At 48.3% G+C, this 17,435-nt stretch carries 16 protein-coding genes and 1 pseudogene; 3 read left to right on the top strand and 14 right to left on the bottom strand.

The features are described 5' to 3' along the window. Nucleotides 1-11: 11 nt before the first annotated feature. From bamD to AC1RRX_RS09765, 11 genes are all read right to left on the bottom strand, one after another. Nucleotides 12-1,214 carry a bacillomycin D biosynthesis malonyl-CoA transacylase BamD gene (gene bamD, locus AC1RRX_RS09815; protein ID WP_007410138.1) on the bottom strand — a complete coding sequence of 401 codons (1,203 nt, stop codon included), beginning with the start codon at nt 1,212-1,214 and terminating at the stop codon, nt 12-14. Nucleotides 1,215-1,769: 555 nt separating this feature from the next. Further along, nucleotides 1,770-2,555 carry a 3-hydroxybutyrate dehydrogenase gene (locus AC1RRX_RS09810; RefSeq protein ID WP_144464271.1) on the bottom strand — a complete coding sequence of 262 codons (786 nt, stop codon included), beginning with the start codon at nt 2,553-2,555 and terminating at the stop codon, nt 1,770-1,772. A gap of 12 nt (nt 2,556-2,567) precedes the next feature. After that, entirely contained in the window at nt 2,568-3,230 is a 663-nt protein-coding gene (locus AC1RRX_RS09805; RefSeq protein WP_007410136.1) for a CoA transferase subunit B, read from the bottom strand. A 17-nt stretch (nt 3,231-3,247) separates the two neighbouring features. Continuing rightward, nucleotides 3,248-3,949, bottom strand: coding sequence for a CoA transferase subunit A (locus tag AC1RRX_RS09800; RefSeq protein ID WP_007410135.1), 702 nt, complete (start codon nt 3,947-3,949; stop codon nt 3,248-3,250). A gap of 24 nt (nt 3,950-3,973) precedes the next feature. Beyond that, nucleotides 3,974-5,410: a GntP family permease gene (locus AC1RRX_RS09795; protein WP_064107339.1), complete on the bottom strand. Its 1,437-nt coding sequence runs from the start codon at nt 5,408-5,410 to the stop codon at nt 3,974-3,976. A 301-nt stretch (nt 5,411-5,711) separates the two neighbouring features. Continuing rightward, the gene (locus AC1RRX_RS09790; protein ID WP_144464269.1) at nt 5,712-6,908 is read right to left on the bottom strand and encodes a cytochrome P450; all 1,197 of its coding nucleotides are present in this window, start codon (nt 6,906-6,908) and stop codon (nt 5,712-5,714) included. Between the two features lies 1 nt (nt 6,909). After that, nucleotides 6,910-7,929, bottom strand: coding sequence for a biotin synthase BioB (gene bioB / locus AC1RRX_RS09785; RefSeq protein ID WP_144464267.1), 1,020 nt, complete (start codon nt 7,927-7,929; stop codon nt 6,910-6,912). Between the two features lie 2 nt (nt 7,930-7,931). After that, nucleotides 7,932-8,633 carry a dethiobiotin synthase gene (bioD, locus tag AC1RRX_RS09780; protein WP_064107337.1) on the bottom strand — a complete coding sequence of 234 codons (702 nt, stop codon included), beginning with the start codon at nt 8,631-8,633 and terminating at the stop codon, nt 7,932-7,934. After that, nucleotides 8,630-9,790: an 8-amino-7-oxononanoate synthase gene (gene bioF / locus AC1RRX_RS09775; RefSeq protein ID WP_144464265.1), complete on the bottom strand. Its 1,161-nt coding sequence runs from the start codon at nt 9,788-9,790 to the stop codon at nt 8,630-8,632. Before bioF ends, bioD begins: the two co-directional genes overlap by 4 nt. Further along, nucleotides 9,780-11,126, bottom strand: coding sequence for an adenosylmethionine--8-amino-7-oxononanoate transaminase (gene bioA / locus AC1RRX_RS09770; protein WP_144464263.1), 1,347 nt, complete (start codon nt 11,124-11,126; stop codon nt 9,780-9,782). Before bioA ends, bioF begins: the two co-directional genes overlap by 11 nt. Next, entirely contained in the window at nt 11,123-11,893 is a 771-nt protein-coding gene (locus AC1RRX_RS09765) for a 6-carboxyhexanoate--CoA ligase (RefSeq protein WP_144464261.1), read from the bottom strand. Before AC1RRX_RS09765 ends, bioA begins: the two co-directional genes overlap by 4 nt. A gap of 223 nt (nt 11,894-12,116) precedes the next feature. Here AC1RRX_RS09765 and AC1RRX_RS09760 point away from each other — a divergent pair. From AC1RRX_RS09760 to uptA, 3 genes and pseudogenes are all read left to right on the top strand, one after another. Continuing rightward, nucleotides 12,117-12,568 (top strand): annotated as a pseudogene (locus AC1RRX_RS09760) (GtrA family protein). 6 nt (nt 12,569-12,574) lie between these two features. Beyond that, the gene (gene galU / locus AC1RRX_RS09755; protein WP_032865966.1) at nt 12,575-13,468 is read left to right on the top strand and encodes a UTP--glucose-1-phosphate uridylyltransferase GalU; all 894 of its coding nucleotides are present in this window, start codon (nt 12,575-12,577) and stop codon (nt 13,466-13,468) included. Between the two features lie 74 nt (nt 13,469-13,542). Next, a complete protein-coding gene (uptA, locus tag AC1RRX_RS09750) occupies nt 13,543-14,133 on the top strand; it encodes an undecaprenyl phosphate transporter UptA (protein WP_007410125.1) in 591 nt (196 codons plus the stop codon). A 54-nt stretch (nt 14,134-14,187) separates the two neighbouring features. On the opposite strand, the gene AC1RRX_RS09745 is transcribed toward uptA, so the two are convergent. Genes AC1RRX_RS09745 through AC1RRX_RS09735 form a run of 3 tightly spaced genes read right to left on the bottom strand, consistent with a single transcriptional unit; the run spans nt 14,188 to nt 17,427 of the window. After that, complete coding sequence (locus AC1RRX_RS09745; protein ID WP_032865964.1) at nt 14,188-15,717, bottom strand: acyl-CoA carboxylase subunit beta; 1,530 nt, start codon at nt 15,715-15,717, stop codon at nt 14,188-14,190. 17 nt (nt 15,718-15,734) lie between these two features. After that, nucleotides 15,735-16,514, bottom strand: a complete 780-nt coding sequence (locus tag AC1RRX_RS09740) for an enoyl-CoA hydratase (protein ID WP_020955908.1) — start codon at nt 16,512-16,514, stop codon at nt 15,735-15,737. A 13-nt stretch (nt 16,515-16,527) separates the two neighbouring features. Next, nucleotides 16,528-17,427: a hydroxymethylglutaryl-CoA lyase gene (locus AC1RRX_RS09735; RefSeq protein ID WP_144464259.1), complete on the bottom strand. Its 900-nt coding sequence runs from the start codon at nt 17,425-17,427 to the stop codon at nt 16,528-16,530. Between the last annotated feature and the right edge of the window lie 8 nt (nt 17,428-17,435).

Below are 17,435 nucleotides of genomic sequence, written 5' to 3'. Positions count from 1 at the left end.
TCCTGGGCGCTTTATTTTAAAATCCGCAATTCTTCCCAAGCCGGAAGCTGTTTAGCTTCACAAATTAATTTGCATAAATGGATCGAATGTTCGAGTTCTTGTTCTGAAAGCACGTCTTCATGCCTTTTCATTCTCTCTTTCAGCTCTTGGATTTGCGTAAATAATGGCGTCGTCCTATTGGAATAATCCGCTGAATCCTTGTTGTAATTTCGCGCAATGACGGATTGAATCATCAATTTATTCAGTTGTTTTTTGCGTAAATGGACAATATGTTTCTTTCTTTCCGTTGAATTGGAAAGCGGGGGAACATCAGATGTCTGTCCTAAGGGATAAGGTACAATGTGATTCGTTGTTTTTCTCAGCAGACCGGCTAAGACATTGTTCGGACCCATTTCGATGACTTCTGTGACTCCATGTAAAAGCAAGTAATGCATCGATTCTGTCCATCTAACCGGCATCGTCATGTGCTGCTTGAGATGTTCGCTGATCGAATTTCCGCTGCTGTAAGGGCGCGCGGTGACATTTGAAATGATCGGCCATGCGGCATCCCGGAAGGAATACCGGTGTAATACAGTCTGGAATTGTTCGGAGGCTGATCGTATCATCGAACTGTGAAAAGGCGCACTGACATTCAAATAAGTGTATGCCGCACCCTTTTCCTCCGCCATCTTGATGACACGTTCCACAGCTTGCCGGTGTCCGGAAATCACATGCTGCTGTTCTGAATTCATGCAGGCTACATCTGCCGGAAAGTCTTCCGTCGATACTTTCGAACATATTTCCTGCAAGGTTTGGAGAGAGAGCTGTGTCACGGCGGCCATCGTCCCCTGCTGCTGGGGATCCGCATTTTGCATAAGAATTCCCCGCTCCCTTACAAGTGTAACGGCATCCTGAAAAGAAAGGGCGCCGGCACAGACAAGCGCTGAATATTCGCCTAAGCTATGGCCTGCCAGGAAGCGGGGCTTCACCCCTATTTCCTGCATATACACTTGAAAAGCAATCACACTGACCGTTAAAATAGCGGGCTGCGCGTTCATTGTCTTTGTCAATTCATTCATATCTCCGTTAAAACACAGTTTTTTTACATCCAAGGAGATCGCATCGCTCGCTTCTTCAAACAATCTCTTTGCGAGCACAAAATCATTCCAAAATTGTTTGCCCATTCCTACAAATTGAGACCCTTGTCCAGGAAATAAAAAGGCAAGATTGTTCATGAGATTCCTCCGATCATATTGAACAGGGGATACAATATCCTACAAAATATCCCTTTATCTAACATCCTAGCATGATTATAACAAATGTGTATAGAATACTTTCGGAGGAGTTATTGTTCGTTTTCACAAACGAATTAGATATATTTATTCATAAATAAAACATGGGGATTTCACCGAAAATCAGTCTTAAAGAGAGATGATGAAAGCCGGGGTGGAGCCTGTTACCGGCTCTTCTTCACTTCGGACGCGCTCTTCATGTTTCATATGTTTTAGGGCTATTGGCATTATTGTGTCAGAAATTACATATTTTCTGTTTATTGTAAAAAATCATTTGTAATCTGTGAAGGATTGTAAACTGATGGCGCTTGATTATAAATGTGGTGCAAGAGATGGATTTGGATGGGGAAAATCCGCAAGGACGAAATACGCCGCAGAACATGCGAATGACCCTGCCCGGATACCGATTGACGCAGTAAATTGGCCTTTTGACTGAACAAGGTTTTCAGGCATAAAAAAACAGCCGTTCAGAGCGGCTGTTTTTAAAAAGTATAAGAACTATTGAGCGGTATACCCGCCATCCATGACTACGGCCTGACCTGTGACCCCTTTTGCTTTGTCGCTGGCCAAAAATACGGCGTAATCAGCGATTTCCTTCACTGACAGCAGCCGTTTTTGGGGAACGAGCGGAAAGATGACGTCCTCAAGCACCCGCTCGTACGGTACATTCCTTGTTGCGGAAATGTCCTTTAACTGATTGCGGACAAGCTGAGTGTCCACATATCCCGGACAAAGCGCATTGACGGTGATGCCGTCACCCGCGCCTTCAAGTGCGCCGACTTTCGTTAAACCGATGACGCCGTGCTTGGCGCTGTTATATGCCGCTTTCCCGTGAAAACCGATCAGTCCGTTAACAGACGCCATATTAATGATTCGACCGAATTGCTGTTTTTTCATAATGGGGAATGCATGCTTCATTGCGATAAATGGCGCAGTCAGCATGAGACGAATGAGCCGTTCAAACTGTTCGGTGGGAAATTCCTCGATGGGCGCGACATGCTGAATGCCCGCATTATTCACAAGGATATCGAGACGTCCGAATTGTTTCTCGACCGTCTGCAGCATGTCGGCCACTTGCTTTTCATTTGTTACATCGCATGTGATGCTGACTGCTTCACAGCCTTTATCTTTCAGTCTTGCCGCCGCTTCTTTCCCCGCTTGTTCGTTTATATCAGATATGATGACGGCTGCTCCTTCACGGGCGAATTCTTTTGCGATTTCAAGCCCGATTCCTCCGGCTGCTCCTGTTACAACGGCTGTTTTTTCAATAAGCAATGAATGCATGACGGCACCTCCTCATTTTGGTCTGACCCCGTTTTTTAACGACTGGCTGACAGTAAAATGACCTTCTGTTTTCTCAAAGACCTCCTCCATTGTTACACCTTCCTGCAGTTCGGTGAGCGTCATACGGCCATCATGAAAATCGAATACAGCCAAATCTGTGATCAGCCGATCGACCACCTGCCTGCCGGTTAAAGGCAGCGTACATTCCGTTCTCACTTTAGATTCCCCATATTTATTAACGTGCTCCATAATGACAATAATCCGTTTTGCTCCGTGGACCAAGTCCATGGCGCCGCCCATTCCTTTGATCATTTTTCCTGGGATCATCCAGTTCGCCAAATCTCCCCGTTCGGACACTTCCATCCCGCCGAGGATCGCTACATCAATGTGGCCGCCGCGAATCATGGCAAAGGATTCGGCACTGTCAAAATACGAGGCTCCCTTTACTTCGGTGATGGTTTCTTTTCCCGCGTTGATCAGATCGGGGTCCTCCGTTCCTTCCGCCGGATAAGGCCCGATCCCGAGCAAGCCGTTTTCAGACTGAAGCAGGACGTTATAATCATTCGGTATCTCATTGGCTACAAGCGTCGGCATCCCTATCCCCAAGTTCACATTCATTCCGTCCTTAATTTCTTTTACAGCCCGTTTGATCATTCGTTTTCTGCTATCTCTCATTCTGTCAGCCTCCTTTATCATGCTTGCCGGACGGTGCGGCGTTCAATCCGTTTTTCATGAATCCCGCCGAGCAGCACGTGCTGCACAAAAATACCCGGCGTATGAATTTGATCCGGATCAAGCTCTCCGGCATCGACGATTTCTTCAGCCTCTGCAATCGTCACTTTGCCTGCCATTGCAGCGAGCGGATTGAAATTTCTCGCCGTCTTTCTGAACATCAGGTTGCCCAGAGGATCGGCTTTCCAGGCCTTTACGATGGCGGCGTTCCCTGTAATCCCTTTCTCCAGAAGATAGGTGCGTCCGTCAAATGTCTTATGTTCTTTTCCCTCGGCTACTGATGTTCCGACGCCCGCAGGTGTGTAAAACGCCGGAATGCCCGCCCCTCCCGCGCGAATTCTTTCTGCGAGCGTTCCTTGGGGCACCAATTCGACTTCCAGCTCTCCGCTTAAAAACTGCCGTTCAAAGGTTTTGTTTTCTCCCACATAGGATGCGACCATTTTTTTGATCTGCCGGTTTGCAAGCAAGAGGCCTAACCCCCAATCATCAACACCGCAGTTATTACTGACAACGGTCAAGTTTTTTACGCCGCTGTCCCTGATCGCGAGAATTAATTGTTCCGGAATGCCGCACAGGCCGAAGCCTCCTGCGATGAGGGTGTCTCCGTCCTTGATCAGTGCAGCAGCATCTTGATAAGAGTCCATCACTTTTCCTTTTCCCATATTCGTTTCCCCTTTCTGTTTTGGCTACACAAGGCCTGTCAGACTGTAAATGGCGATGATGACAAACACAGCGGCTGTTTTAATGACGGTAATGGCAAAGATATCCCTGTAGGATTGGCGGTGGGTCAACCCGGTGACCGCGAGCAGCGTAATGACGGCGCCATTATGCGGAAGAGTGTCCATCCCGCCGGAGGCCATCGAGATCACCCGGTGCATGACCTCCGGCGGGATGTGGAATGTATTGATTGCTTCTGTATACGCTGCTGACATCGTGCTTAAAGCGATGCCCATTCCTCCTGATGCCGATCCTGTAATCCCGGCAAGCGCAGTGGTCGTCACCGCTCCGTTGACGAGCGGATCAGTAAACGTCTGCGATATGCCGCTGCTGACCATTTTAAAGCCGGGAAGCGCCGCAATGATGCCGCCAAATCCGTATTCGGCTCCTGTATTCATCGACGCCAGCAAGGCACCCCCGATGCCCTCATTCAGTCCTTCTTTCAAATTGAAGAGGACTTTTTTCCAATCGAACAAAATCGTGGTCATGATTCCGATGAACAGTGCGAGTTCTACTGACCAGATCGCAGTGACGGAGGAAAGGTCAATCTTCCCGAACGCTTCTAAGCCGAGCGGCGCAAAATCAAATCCGTCAGGGTACCAATGCGGGAGCCACATCGTGAAGCATTTGTTCATGACTCCCACAAGGATAAGCGGAACAAAGGCGAGCACTTGCCGCGCGGGGCTGGGTTGCGGTAAAACAGGCGTATGTGTTTCATTAGCCAGACCTGACGATTCCTCTGCAGCGGAAACTTCAGATTGAAATCCAGCATAGCCTTCTCCGGCATTGGCCGCTTTTTTGCGCCGGGATTCTAAATAAATCATTCCGGCCGTAAGCACAAATGCTGCACCAATCAGTCCGAGCCAGGGAGCGGCATAAATGTTTGTTTTAAAAAAAGCGGTCGGAATGACATTTTGAATTTGCGGTGTGCCGGGAAGCGCATCCATTGTAAATGTAAAGGCGCCCAATGCAATCGTACCGGGTATCAGACGCTTGGGAATATCAGCTTTCATAAATAGGTTTTTAGCAAACGGATAAATGGCAAACACCGCTACGAAGAGACTGACGCCGCTGTACGTTAAAATCGCACCCATTAAGACGATGGCGAGAATGGCTCTTTTTGCTCCCACAAGCTTGACGATTGTTTTTGCAATCGACTCGGCGAGCCCGGATATTTCAACAACCTTGCCAAAAACGGCCCCTAAAAGAAATACGGGAAAATACAGCTTAATAAATCCTACCATCTTCTCCATAAATATATTCGAGAAGAAAGGAAGTACGAAGCTTGGATCTGTCAGGAGCACGGCAAACAGCGCACAAATCGGGGCGAATAAAATGACTGAAAAGCCCCGGTAAGCCGCAAACATCAGCATGCCTAATGCCAATAAAATAATAACAATGTCCACAAATCCCCCTCTTTTCTGCTCAATATTAGTAAGCGCTTACAAAAAATCGAGAAAATAAAGCAAAAACATGCCGGTTTTGCACAGTTTCTGAGGCTGAAAAAATGTGCATCATGGTGAATGTTCCGTTTTGGCGAAAAAGGGAGACTCTTGCTGTATTAGATTGATTGGCTGAGCAGTGAGTTTTTTTAGGGATAGTGAGATGGATCAGAGAGGATTTTTGCTTTATAAATATGTATTCTTTTTTCTTTCATTTATTTCCTGCAAGAGGAACCGATAAAATCCGGCCCTCCTGCATGGTCATTCAGCCAATGACAACCGGGAGCTCTTTGAGCGACCTAAAACCAATGAGCTTGCGGTATTCAAGGCGGTGTGCAGCCAGCCGAAGCTTAGGCATCCGCTCAAACAGTGTGAGAATTGCAATTTGTGCTTCGATGCGCGCTAATGAGGAGCCTATGCAAAAATGGGAGTTCTTTCCGAATGCAAGATGCGGGTTCGGTTTTCTTTGGATATCCATTTTGTGAGGTTGATCGAATATGCTTGGATCGCGATTGGCTGCACCTAAAAGGATATATACCTGCTCTCCTTTTTTTATGGTCTTCCCATTTATTTCGCAGTCTTCTGAGGCGGTGCGTGCCGTCAGCTGCGCGGGGCTGTCGTAGCGCAGACATTCCTCAACTGCAGTTTCAATAAGCGAGGGGTTTTCTCTCAGTGCGCTAAGCTGTTCAGGGTGTTTCAATAAAGTAAACACACCGTTGCTTATGAGGTTTACCGTCGTCTCGTGTCCGGCTATGACAAGTAAGATACATGTCGCGAGCACTTCCTCTTTTGAAAGCTGCTCCTCCATAATAAACCTGCTGATCAAGTCTTGCTGAGGGTGCGCTTTCCGCTTGTGAATCAAATCTTTGAAATATGACGTCAGCCTGCCTGCGGTGTCGCTTGCTCTGACTAACGTCTTTCTTGATCGGGTAAGATCAATGGCGTGAATGACGTCTGCCGTCCATTGTCTGAATTGATATCTCTCCTCTTTCGGCACTCCGAGTATCTCCGCAATGATAAGGCTTGCCAATGGAAAGGCAAACTCTGAAACAAGGTCCGCGGTTTTTTTGATTTGGACTTGATCCAACAAGTCATGAACCGTTTCTTTTATACAGGGGCGAAGTGATTCCGCCGTCTTTGCGGTAAATTCTTTACCGATAAGCATCCGCATCCGTTTATGGTCTGATTGATTTTTAAATAACAGCATATCGTGCTGGATATGCGATAGATTTTGATATTTCGTTGAAGCTTCCGGAAGAGGAATGCGGTTTTTAAACCGAATGTCTTTCAAAATCGCTGCCGCTTCTTTATACCCGGTGACATACCAGCCCGGATATTTTAATACGGTTCCTTTATAAACAGGATCAATGGATCGCAGTTTGTCATAAAACGGGTAAGGGTCATTCCAAAAATCCGAATCCGCATGGAGAGACGGATGTGCAATCGATAGGTCCGCCGTCATCTTATACCTCCGTATTGCAGGCGGATTGCAGGCCGGCTTTCATTTCTTCAACGGATTCGACTTCAAAACCTAAATCATGGAGCATTTGATGATCCTCTGTTTCATGCTGCCCTGCTGTCGTTAAGTAATCTCCGACGAAAATCGAATTTGCGGCGTAAAGTCCCAGCGGCTGCAGCGAACGAAGGTTGACTTCCCGGCCTCCTGAGATACGGATTTCTTTTGACGGATTGATAAAACGGAACAAGGCGAGTACTTTCAGGCAATACACCGGGTGTAATTCGCTTACCCCTTCTAACGGAGTTCCGTCAATCGCATGCAGAAAATTAACCGGGATGCTGTCGGCGTCAAGCGCTTTTAAGCTGTTCGCCATATCAATGACGTCCTGTTTCGTCTCTTTCATGCCGACGATGACACCAGAACAAGGTGACATCCCCGATTGTTTCGCCGTTTCCACTGTATTGACCCTGTCGTCATACGTGTGGGAGGTCGTAATGTTTGAGTGATTCCTTTGTGATGTATTGATGTTATGATTGTACCGGTCTACTCCTGCCTGTTTCAGCCGCTCTGCCTGTTCCGGCTTCAGCAGACCGAGACATGCGCAGATTTTTAAACCGTACGTTTCTTTAATTTCTTTGACAGCATCAACAACTTGATCTACTTCTCTGTTTGACGGTCCCCGCCCGCTGGCGACGATACAGTATGTCCCTATATTCAGGTCGTGGGCGCGTTTTGCCCCCTTTAGCAATATATGCTTATCCACCAGCCGGTAAGACTCAATCGGCGCTTTTGATATTGAAGATTGTGAACAGTACCCGCAATTTTCCGGACACAGGCCTGATTTGGCATTCATAATCATATTCAGCTTTACTTTTTTTCCGTAAAATCGTTTTCTGATATGAAAAGCGGCATGCATCAGCAATAAAAGATCCTCATCAGGACAATTTAAAATGGCCAGCGCTTCTTGATTCGTTACTTCCGCCCCGTCCAGCACTCTCTCTGCAAGATCCATCCATTGATTCATGTTTATCTCCCCATTTGTGTCAGATTCATGAAAGAGGAAACATCTATATGTTTCTCAATCATGTGTTGAATGTTTTCCGGTGAAACGTGATCCAGCTTCGGTGTGATTCCCAAAATCGGAACTTTGCATAATGTTTCAATCATGCTCGGGTTTGTCTTTTCGTCCAGCCCCGGCCGGCTCCTTACGCCGTTGATAATAATGCCGAGAACCTCTATCCCCATGTTTTTCGCATATTCAACGGTTAAATATGTGTGGTTGATGGTTCCGAGATCAGGCCTGGTGACAATCACCGCCGGCAATTCCATGGCTTTTATCAGATCACTGACTAAGTAATTTTCACCAAGCGGGACGGAAATGCCGCCTGCCCCCTCAACGATGAAACACTCATGACGATTTTTGATCTTACTCCAGTGGGCCATGACATCCGCCATGCTCACGGATTTCCCCTCAAGCATGGCGGCCGTGTACGGGGCAAGCGGCTCTTTCCATTCAAATGGCGTGATTTCTTCATGAGACAGTGCGGTTTGTGACATGTCTTTCAAGAGCGAGGTGTCACTTTCCGGATGAGTCCGCGGCACACCGCTTAAAAACGGCTTAAACACTCCGATATCCGCCTGTTTCTGCCGGAATGCCGCGGCAAGACCGCAAGAAACGATGGTTTTTCCGACGCCGGTATCTGTTCCTGTAACAAAAAAACTTCTCATTTGTTTATATTCAGCTCTTTTCTAATGGAATCAAATGCTTCTGTCAGCTCGTCTATATCCTGTAAGCTGCGATCCGCCGTAACGGTCAGCCTGATTCTGCTTTCGCCTTCCGGAACGGCGGGCGGGCGGATGGCCGGGGCGCAGATTCCCTTTTTCTCCAGCAGTGCAGCGGCTGAAACCGCTGTTTTTGCATCACCGATGATAACGGGGATAATCGGTGTATCTCCGCCTCTTACGGTAAAGCCCATATCGGCCAGACGCGTTTTTATCGTTTTGACAGACGACTGCAGCTCACGGCGCGTATCGTGCATATCTGATATGATGTCAAATGCCGTATGCGAAGCCGCACAAATTGACGGCGGGAGGGCCGTCTGAAAAATAAACGTCCGCGCCTGATTCAGCAAAAAATCAATGAAAATGTTTGATCCCGCGGCAAAACCGCCTTCCGTTCCTACAGCTTTGCTTAATGTGCCGATGACAACATCAGGACAAACACCGAAATAGTCACTGGTTCCCCCGCCGTTTTCCCCGAGTACACCGGTTGCATGCGCGTCATCTGCTATCACAAATGCCTGGTACTGCTTTGCAAGCGCCATTATGCGGTCAAGAGGCGCAATGGTGCCGTCCATGCTGAAGACGCCGTCTGTGACGATAAAGCGGCGGTTCCGAGCCTGGACGGAGGCAAGTTTTTTCTCAAGATCAGCCATATCAATATGGCGGTACACGATGGTTTCCGCTTTTGATAAACGGCAGCCGTCAACAATGCTCGCATGGTTCAGTTGATCGCTTAAAATGACATCGCCTTTTTGAGGCAGTGAGGCAAGCACGCCGATATTCGCCAAGTAACCGCTTGAAAACAATAAAGCCGCTTCCGTCTGTTTAAAGTCCGCGATTGTGTGTTCAAGTTTTTCGTGCCACACAGTATTTCCTGTCGTTAACCGTGAGCCGCCGCTTCCCGCTCCGAACCGGATCAGCGCCGTTTGCGCGGCTGTGATCAGCCGCTCATCTTTTGACAGGCCTAAATAGTCATTGGACGCCCAGGTCTGCCGCTTTTGCCCCTTGGTTTTGAGAGCGGTTTCCTGTGTTCGCAGCGTCCGATACAGCCCGTCTCTTTTCACCGCATCGAGCCTTCCGAGGAGCCATCCGTCAAAATCCACGGCCGGTCACCTCGGCTATCGCTTCTTTCATAATGGAGATCATGGCTTGTAACTGATCGGTTGTGCTGGCAAGCGGCGGCAGAAAGGCGATGACGTCTCCGAGCGGCCGTGTCAGCATACCAAGCTCTCTCATTTTTAAGGACACCTTGTATCCCATCCGCTTTTCAGGCGGATAAGGCTGTCTTGTCCCCTTATCCTGCACAAGCTCTATGCCGCACATGAAACCGAGCTGGCGGACATCGCCGACATGAGGAAGCTGCTTCAGATCATGAAGAAATTTCGCTGCCGTTTTTGATTTTTCGGCGACTTGTTCAACGATGCGCTCTGATTCGAATAAACGCAGATTTTCAATTGCCGCGGCACAGCCAAGCTGATTTCCTGTATAGGAATGGCCGTGGAAAAATGTTTTCATTTTGTCGTAGTCATCGTAGAAGGCTTCATAAATGGCTTCTGTGGCAAACGTCACAGCGATCGGCAAATAGCCTCCCGTAATGCCTTTCCCTGCCGCCATCAAGTCCGGCTGGATATTTTCATGCTCACAGGCAAACATTTTTCCGGTGCGGCCGAACCCCGTCGCCACTTCGTCAACGATCATTAACACATCATATGCCGTACACAGCTTTCGTACGCCTGCCAGAAAGCCTTCAGGCATGACGATCATGCCGGATGCGCCTTGCACCATCGATTCAATCGTAAGTGCGGCAATCTCTTCGTGATGCTTTGCAAGCAGCTGTTCGAGCGCGTGAAGGCATTCATCCCGGCACTGTACAGGGTCGCCGCTTTCAGATCTGTATACATACGGAATCGGGGCTTTGTAGCTTTCAAACATCAGCGGGCCGTACACATGGTGGAAAAGTTCTATGGAGCCGACGCTGACGGCTCCGATCGTATCGCCGTGATAGCCGTTCTGCATAGAAATAAACGTCTGTTTCTCGGGTTTCCCTATGTTTTTCCAGTATTGAAAGGCCATTTTCAGAGCGATTTCCATTGCTTCCGCTCCGCTGTCGGAGTAAAAAACGCGTGTCAGCTTTTCCGGTGTGATGCCTGTCAGCATCTCGGCAAGTTCTGTTGCGGGAACGTTCGTCATACCCAGCAAGGTCGAATGAGCGATTTTTTCAAGCTGTTTTTGAATCGCTTCATCCATTTCTTTTTTGCGGTGGCCGTGTACATTGAGCCATACTGAAGAAAAGCCGTCATAATATTCTTTGCCGCTGATGTCTTTCAGCATGATCCCGTTTCCGCTTTCAATGATTAACGGATCTTCATCGTAATCTTTCATTTGTGTGAAGGGCAGCCAAAGATGCTGTTTGCTTTTTTCAATCATTGATTGTTTCATATGTTCTCCTCCCGCTGAATGAATACAGGCTGCTTCTCTAAAAAATGGATACAGCTCTCTGTATCTATGGAGCCATCTGTAAAGAAAATCCGGCAGCCGCTTTCATCTCCGGCATTCTTCATCTTGGCAATCCGCTGATATCCCAGCTTCTTTGCGGCAACGTAGCCTGTTATGTAATCAGGGTCATCCGACCAGCACAATTCAGCAATAATCCCCGGATGTGCGCAAACTTTTGCCGCGATGGCATGTGCTTCTTTTATTCGTGAATGTTCCGGCATATTGTGAGTAAAAGCCCATTTTTGAAAATCATGTGACGGCCAATCCACTCGGGATACCCGCACACCTCTATTTCCTCTGCCGTCAATGCGTTTTCCTGCCCGGATATCAAACAGGACCGCTCCTCTTGCTTCTGCATATTCCGCAATGTTTTCGTACGCTTTCTCTATCATGTGCGGGGGAATCCCCGCCTTTTGCAGAAGCTTGCGGGCGATTGCTTGTCCTTTTTCCGGCGTGTCTGTTTGATGGAAAGCAACCGGCAAAGGGCGGATCGTTTCGATCGGTTCATTAATACTTTCAAGCTGAATCTGCATAAAATCAGGTATCCCTCTTGAGTGCGAGAAGCCTTTATGTAATAAGCCATCTACCGCTTCCTGTAAACCGCTGTAAGTGATGAGCCGTTCTCCGCCGGAAATGTGTTTTCCGCCCTGCTCATGGGGGGCGTTTCGGGAAGCTCTCATTCTGACGCTGTAATAGGTTTCTTCCCGCATATATTCCCCTCCTTTCTCTTACTTTGAAAATTAATGTTAACCAAAATAAATTTAAGGTTAACACTTATACAGAATATTAGTGCCCTTCGCGGAATATGTCAACCTAAACTATCAAACTGTTAACTTAATAAGTTTTGCAAAGTCTCATTACGTTTTCATGTTTTGTTCATATTTTAGTAATTGTTTATTCAACACTGTCCGCTAAAGTAATCCATATCAACAAATAGGACAGCGAACCGCATCTTATTATGAGGGGAGGTCACCGTTATGCTGAAAGAAAAAGTAAAGACAGCAGGCCGTTTTTGCACTGTAGGCGTCGGCAATACGCTGATCGATTTTGGTGTCTTCTTTCTTCTCGCCGCTTGTCATGTCCCCTATCTTCCGGCGCAGATCTGCTCCTATTCGGCAGGGATCATCAACAGCTATGTATGGAACCGGAAGTGGACGTTTCGTGTAAAACGCAAGGCTGACGGGAAAGAGATCATGCGATTTCTCATGATTAATCTTGCCGCGTCGGGAATCACCTTTTTGCTGCTTTACGCGTTTCAAAAAGGCGGCTGTTCGCTATTGGTGAGTAAGTTCGCCGCCACTATCGGCGGGATGATGATGAATTTTATCGGAAACCGAATCTGGGTATTTGGAGATTCGCTGAAAAACATACAGGATCAGGAGTGAAGATGAATGAGAAAAAAAGTGAGAAAAGCGGTCATTCCCGCAGCCGGTTTAGGAACGAGATTTCTGCCGGCGACAAAGGCGCAGCCGAAAGAAATGATGCCGATTGTCGACAAACCGGCCATCCAATATATTGTCGAAGAGGCCGCAGCGTCAGGAATTGAAGATATACTGATTATTACAGGGAGAAACAAACGCTCGATTGAAGATCATTTTGACCGGTCGGCGGAATTGGAATTCAATCTGCAGGAAAAAGGCAAAACGGAGACGCTGAAGGAAATGCAGCGGATTGCCGATTTGGCCAATATTCATTACATCCGTCAGAAAGAACCGCTCGGATTAGGACATGCGGTGCTGTGTGCGGAGCATTTTATCGGAGATGAGCCTTTTGCCGTTCTATTAGGTGATGATATTATGGTATCTGACACTCCCGCTCTTTCACAGCTCATAGACGTCTATAACCAACACGGCACAGAAACGGTCGGCGTACAGCCCGTCGATCCTGCTGATGTCAGCAAATATGGTATTATACAGACGGGGCGGCAGAGCGGTCATGTGTACCAGGTTGAGGATCTGATTGAGAAGCCTGCTGTTGAAAAGGCGCCCTCTCATATTGCCGTGATGGGCCGCTACATATTAACCCCTGCTATTTTTAAAACGCTGAAGACGATCGGAAGAGGCGCGGGCAACGAAATCCAATTGACAGACGCGCTGCGCGAAGTGTGCCGCACCCGAAGCATTTACGCGCGGGAGCTTGAAGGAAGCCGGTTTGATATAGGAGATAAAATCGGCTGTTTTAAGGCCGGCACGGAGATCGGGCTTCTTCGGGAAGAAATGAGACCGAAACTTTTAGCTTATTTAGAAGAGGTGTTAAAAAGAGAATCTGAAGAAATCGTGCGTTAAAAAATAATTTGTAACCATTTTGCTTGTCAATCAGTCATATAATTGGGTAAAAAGATAAAGAGGTTGTGAACAGTGTGGGCAATTTTATTAGTGAAATATTATCCTGGCTGACAAGTATGGGCTATTTAGGGATTGCGCTCGGATTAATGATCGAAATCATTCCGAGTGAAATCGTTCTGGCTTACGGAGGCTATATGGTGTCAGAAGGCACGATCAGCTTTATCGGCGCCATTGTCGCCGGTGTGATCGGGGGAACGATCGCGCAGTGCTTTATTTACTGGATCGCCCGTTATGGGGGACGGCCGTTTTTGGACAAGTACGGCAAGTACTTACTTCTGAAAAAGCATCATGTTGATGTTGCGGAAAACTGGTTTCGCCGTTACGGCGCCGGCGTTGTGTTCTCGGCGCGGTTTATCCCGGTCGTCAGACATGCGATCTCCATCCCGGCCGGCCTTGCGAAAATGCCTCTTTCCAAGTTTGTCATATTGACGACGCTTGCCATTATTCCGTGGTCTGTCATTTTCGTTTATCTCGGGTATCAGCTCGGGGGACAGTGGAAAGACGTAGACAGCTATGCCGGAATGTATACAACTCCGATCATTATATTGGCTCTCGTATTTATTGTTGTTTATTTTGTTGTGAAGAAAATGAGATCAAGACTATGAAAAAAGACTGCATAAGAGCGGCTGCGAGCCGGATCTATGCAGTCTTTTTTTTATTTATACCGGGTATACGGGGTGTTTCCGGTGTGTGAATGTCAGTTGTTTGGACATGTAAGCAGTGAGGCGTTTATTGAGTTCTTCCCGCAAGGAATCAGCAGGAACAATGCCGTCAATCACCATTTCAGAGGCAAGTCGGTAAAGGTTAATGTCTTCCTTATATTCATCACGCTTTTCTTGAATAAAAGCCGGCCTTTCTTCAGGGGCTAGCTCACTGATTTTGTTTGCGTAGACCGCATTCACCGCTGCTTCAGGACCCATTACGGCAATTTGCGCAGTCGGAAGCGCTAAACAGCAGTCCGGTTCAAAAGCAGGCCCCGCCATCGCGTATAATCCGGCACCGTAGGCTTTTCTGACGATAACGGAAAGCTTCGGAACAGTCGCTTCCGCCATTGCGGAGATCATTTTTGCGCCATGCCTGATGATGCCCGCCTGCTCAACCTTCGTTCCGATCATGAATCCGGGAATGTCTGCTAAAAACAGAAGCGGAATATGGAATGCGTCGCACAAAGCGATAAATTTTGCGGCTTTATCCGCCGAATCGAGAAATAAAACCCCGCCTTTGACACGCGGCTGATTGGCGATAATGCCGACCGGCTGTCCGTGAATCCGCGCAAGCCCCGTTATTAATTCCTGCGCAAATAACGGTTTAATCTCAAAAAATGAGTCTTCATCAATGACACGTTCAATTAAATCCATCATGTTGAACGGTGCGTTTTGATGTGCCGGGATGACATCTGAGAGCGGTTTTTCAAAAGCTTTCGGGTTCTTAGATTTGTTGACGGGCGCTTTTTCAGTATAATTTGCCGGAAAGTAGCTGAGATATGTCTGCGCCATCATGATTGCTTCCTGTTCCGTCCGGGCGAGGAGATCACCGCAGCCTGATACGGAACAATGCATACGGGCGCCGCCCATTTCTTCAAGCGATACTTTCTCGCCAATCACCATTTCTGCCATACGCGGGGAACCTAAGTACATGGATGCATTGCCCTCAACCATAATGACAATGTCGCAAAAGGCCGGAATGTAAGCGCCGCCCGCAGCGGAAGGGCCGAACAATAAACAGATTTGCGGAATGCGGCCCGACAGCTTTACTTGGTTATAAAAGATGCGGCCGGCTCCCCTTCTGCCCGGGAACATGTCGACCTGATCCGTAATTCTCGCACCTGCGGAATCGACTAAGTACAAGAGCGGACACTGAAGCTTTTCCGCCGTCTCCTGAATGCGGATGATTTTTTCCACCGTTTTCGCGCCCCACGAGCCCGCCTTTACGGTTGAGTCGTTTGCCATCACACAAACGGTTCTGCCGCCGATGGTGCCGATCCCGGTAACGACCCCGTCTGCCGGAAGTCCGTCTGACATGCACTCGGCGAAAAAAGCGTCTTCAACGGATATGCCGTCATCGAATAAAAGCTTCAGCCTGTCTCTTACAAAAAGTTTTCCCTTCTTTTCGTTGCTTGCGTGATATTTCGCGGCTCCTCCCTTTTCAATCGTTTTGCTGCGTGTCTGCCGTTCTTTTTCGTAATCCATCCGAGTCCCTCCATGTTTTATTTTCCTTTGTATTCAGGGGGTCTTTTTTCTTTAAAAGCGCGCAGGCCCTCTTCTCTGTCAAGTGTGGGGATGACTTGTTCATATGCTTTTCGTTCGATTTCGAGCCCTGTATTGAGATCTGTCTCCAGACCCTTGTTTATCGCGGATTTTGCTTGTCTGACGGCGATCGGTCCATTAGCGGCGATGCGGCCGGCCAGTGCTTTTGCTTTTTCCATAAGTTCATCGGCTTCACAAACATGCTCGATCAGCTTCATGTCTTTTCCCTCTTCGGCAGAAAGCCTTCGGCCGGTATAGATCAATTCTTTTGCCGCGCCGGGGCCGATAAGCCGGGGCAGTCTCTGCGTTCCGCCCGCTCCGGGAATGATCGCAAGCCCTGTTTCAGGAAGGCCGAGGCCCGCCCGGCTGACGGCGATTCTGATATCGCAGGCGAGGGCGAGTTCAAGGCCTCCTCCGACAGCGGTTCCGTTCAGCGCTGCAATGACCGGCTGCGGGAGAGCTTCAATGGATGCGGCCGTTTCACCGATACGCCTGACGCTTTGCTTAACTTGTTCATGATTCATCCCCGCTCTTTCTTTTAAATCAGCACCGGCGCAAAATGTGTTCCCGGTGCCGGTGAGAATGACACAACGAATGGATGGCGAGTTTTTGATGTCTTCAATCACACGCTGTAAATGATCAATCATTTCTGAAGACAGCGAGTTGGCCGCATGCGGGCGGTTCAGCGTGACCAGACCGATCGTTTCTTGACAGACGGAATACAAGACGCAATCTCCCATGGCTTCTCCTTTCTCATTTCGTTCTGAATGCCTGCAGGTTTCTGCTTGGCAGGTCTTTGCCTATTTTATCCGCGATCCAGCCGGCGGCATAAAGAAGTTTATTCATGTCCGTCCCGGTATCAATCCCCATTTGTTCGAGCATATAAATGACGTCTTCTGTGGCAGCGTTTCCTGCTGATCCAGGGGCGTACGGGCAGCCGCCAAGCCCGCCTGAGGAAGTATCAAAGGATGTGATGCCCATATCAAGAGCGGGAATGATATTCGCTAGAGCCGTTCCTCTTGTATCATGGAAATGGAGTGCGATTTTTGAGGCGGGAATTCTCGGCAAAAGGGCTTCAAGCACGGCTATGACCTGCAAGGGGTTTGCCGCGCCGATCGTGTCGCCGAGCGATATTTCATCAACACCCATTTCGAGCAGGGTGTCTGACAGGCGGATGACTTGTTCGACCGGCACGTTCTGTTCGTACGGACAGCCGAACACAGTGGACAGATAAGCTCTCGTCGCCATTTTTTCAGCTTTTGCTTCAGTAATAACCCGCCTGAGCTCTTGAACGGTCCGGTCAATCGGTTTGTTTACGTTTTTTTGGTTATGGGTTTCGCTTGCAGATAAAAATACACATGCCTGATCGATTCCGCCCTCTGCCGCATGCTCCAGTCCGATGAGGTTCGGAACGAGAGCCGCGTAGACCGTATGTTCAGATCTGGCAATGCCTTTTGCGACGTCCAGGCTGTCACGAAGAGCCGGAATCCATCTCGGAAGCACGAATGATGTCACTTCGATATAGGGAAGGCCTGTTTTTGACAGCATATTGATCCACTCAATCTTATCTTCTGTATCCACCCACGCCGATTCATTCTGCAAGCCGTCACGCGGTCCTACTTCATTGATGCGGACATGTTTCGGACAGTTCATGCTGCACC

The sequence above is a fragment of the Bacillus sp. GW821-FHT11D08 genome, assembly GCF_058808515.1.
Note: the sequence above shows the minus strand (reverse complement) of the source record. Positions and strands in the feature narration are given on the sequence as shown.

Coding starts and splice junctions, on each gene's coding strand:
- bamD (WP_007410138.1), bottom strand. CDS start 1,214: ATGAACAATCTTGCCTTTTTATTTCCTGGACAAGGGTCTCAATTTGTA.
- AC1RRX_RS09810 (WP_144464271.1), bottom strand. CDS start 2,555: ATGCATTCATTGCTTATTGAAAAAACAGCCGTTGTAACAGGAGCAGCC.
- AC1RRX_RS09805 (WP_007410136.1), bottom strand. CDS start 3,230: ATGAGAGATAGCAGAAAACGAATGATCAAACGGGCTGTAAAAGAAATT.
- AC1RRX_RS09800 (WP_007410135.1), bottom strand. CDS start 3,949: ATGGGAAAAGGAAAAGTGATGGACTCTTATCAAGATGCTGCTGCACTG.
- AC1RRX_RS09790 (WP_144464269.1), bottom strand. CDS start 6,908: ATGACGGCGGACCTATCGATTGCACATCCGTCTCTCCATGCGGATTCG.
- bioB (WP_144464267.1), bottom strand. CDS start 7,929: ATGAATCAATGGATGGATCTTGCAGAGAGAGTGCTGGACGGGGCGGAA.
- bioD (WP_064107337.1), bottom strand. CDS start 8,633: ATGAGAAGTTTTTTTGTTACAGGAACAGATACCGGCGTCGGAAAAACC.
- bioA (WP_144464263.1), bottom strand. CDS start 11,126: ATGAAACAATCAATGATTGAAAAAAGCAAACAGCATCTTTGGCTGCCC.
- AC1RRX_RS09765 (WP_144464261.1), bottom strand. CDS start 11,893: ATGCGGGAAGAAACCTATTACAGCGTCAGAATGAGAGCTTCCCGAAAC.
- galU (WP_032865966.1), top strand. CDS start 12,575: ATGAGAAAAAAAGTGAGAAAAGCGGTCATTCCCGCAGCCGGTTTAGGA.
- AC1RRX_RS09745 (WP_032865964.1), bottom strand. CDS start 15,717: ATGGATTACGAAAAAGAACGGCAGACACGCAGCAAAACGATTGAAAAG.
- AC1RRX_RS09740 (WP_020955908.1), bottom strand. CDS start 16,514: ATGGGAGATTGCGTCTTGTATTCCGTCTGTCAAGAAACGATCGGTCTG.
- AC1RRX_RS09735 (WP_144464259.1), bottom strand. CDS start 17,427: ATGAACTGTCCGAAACATGTCCGCATCAATGAAGTAGGACCGCGTGAC.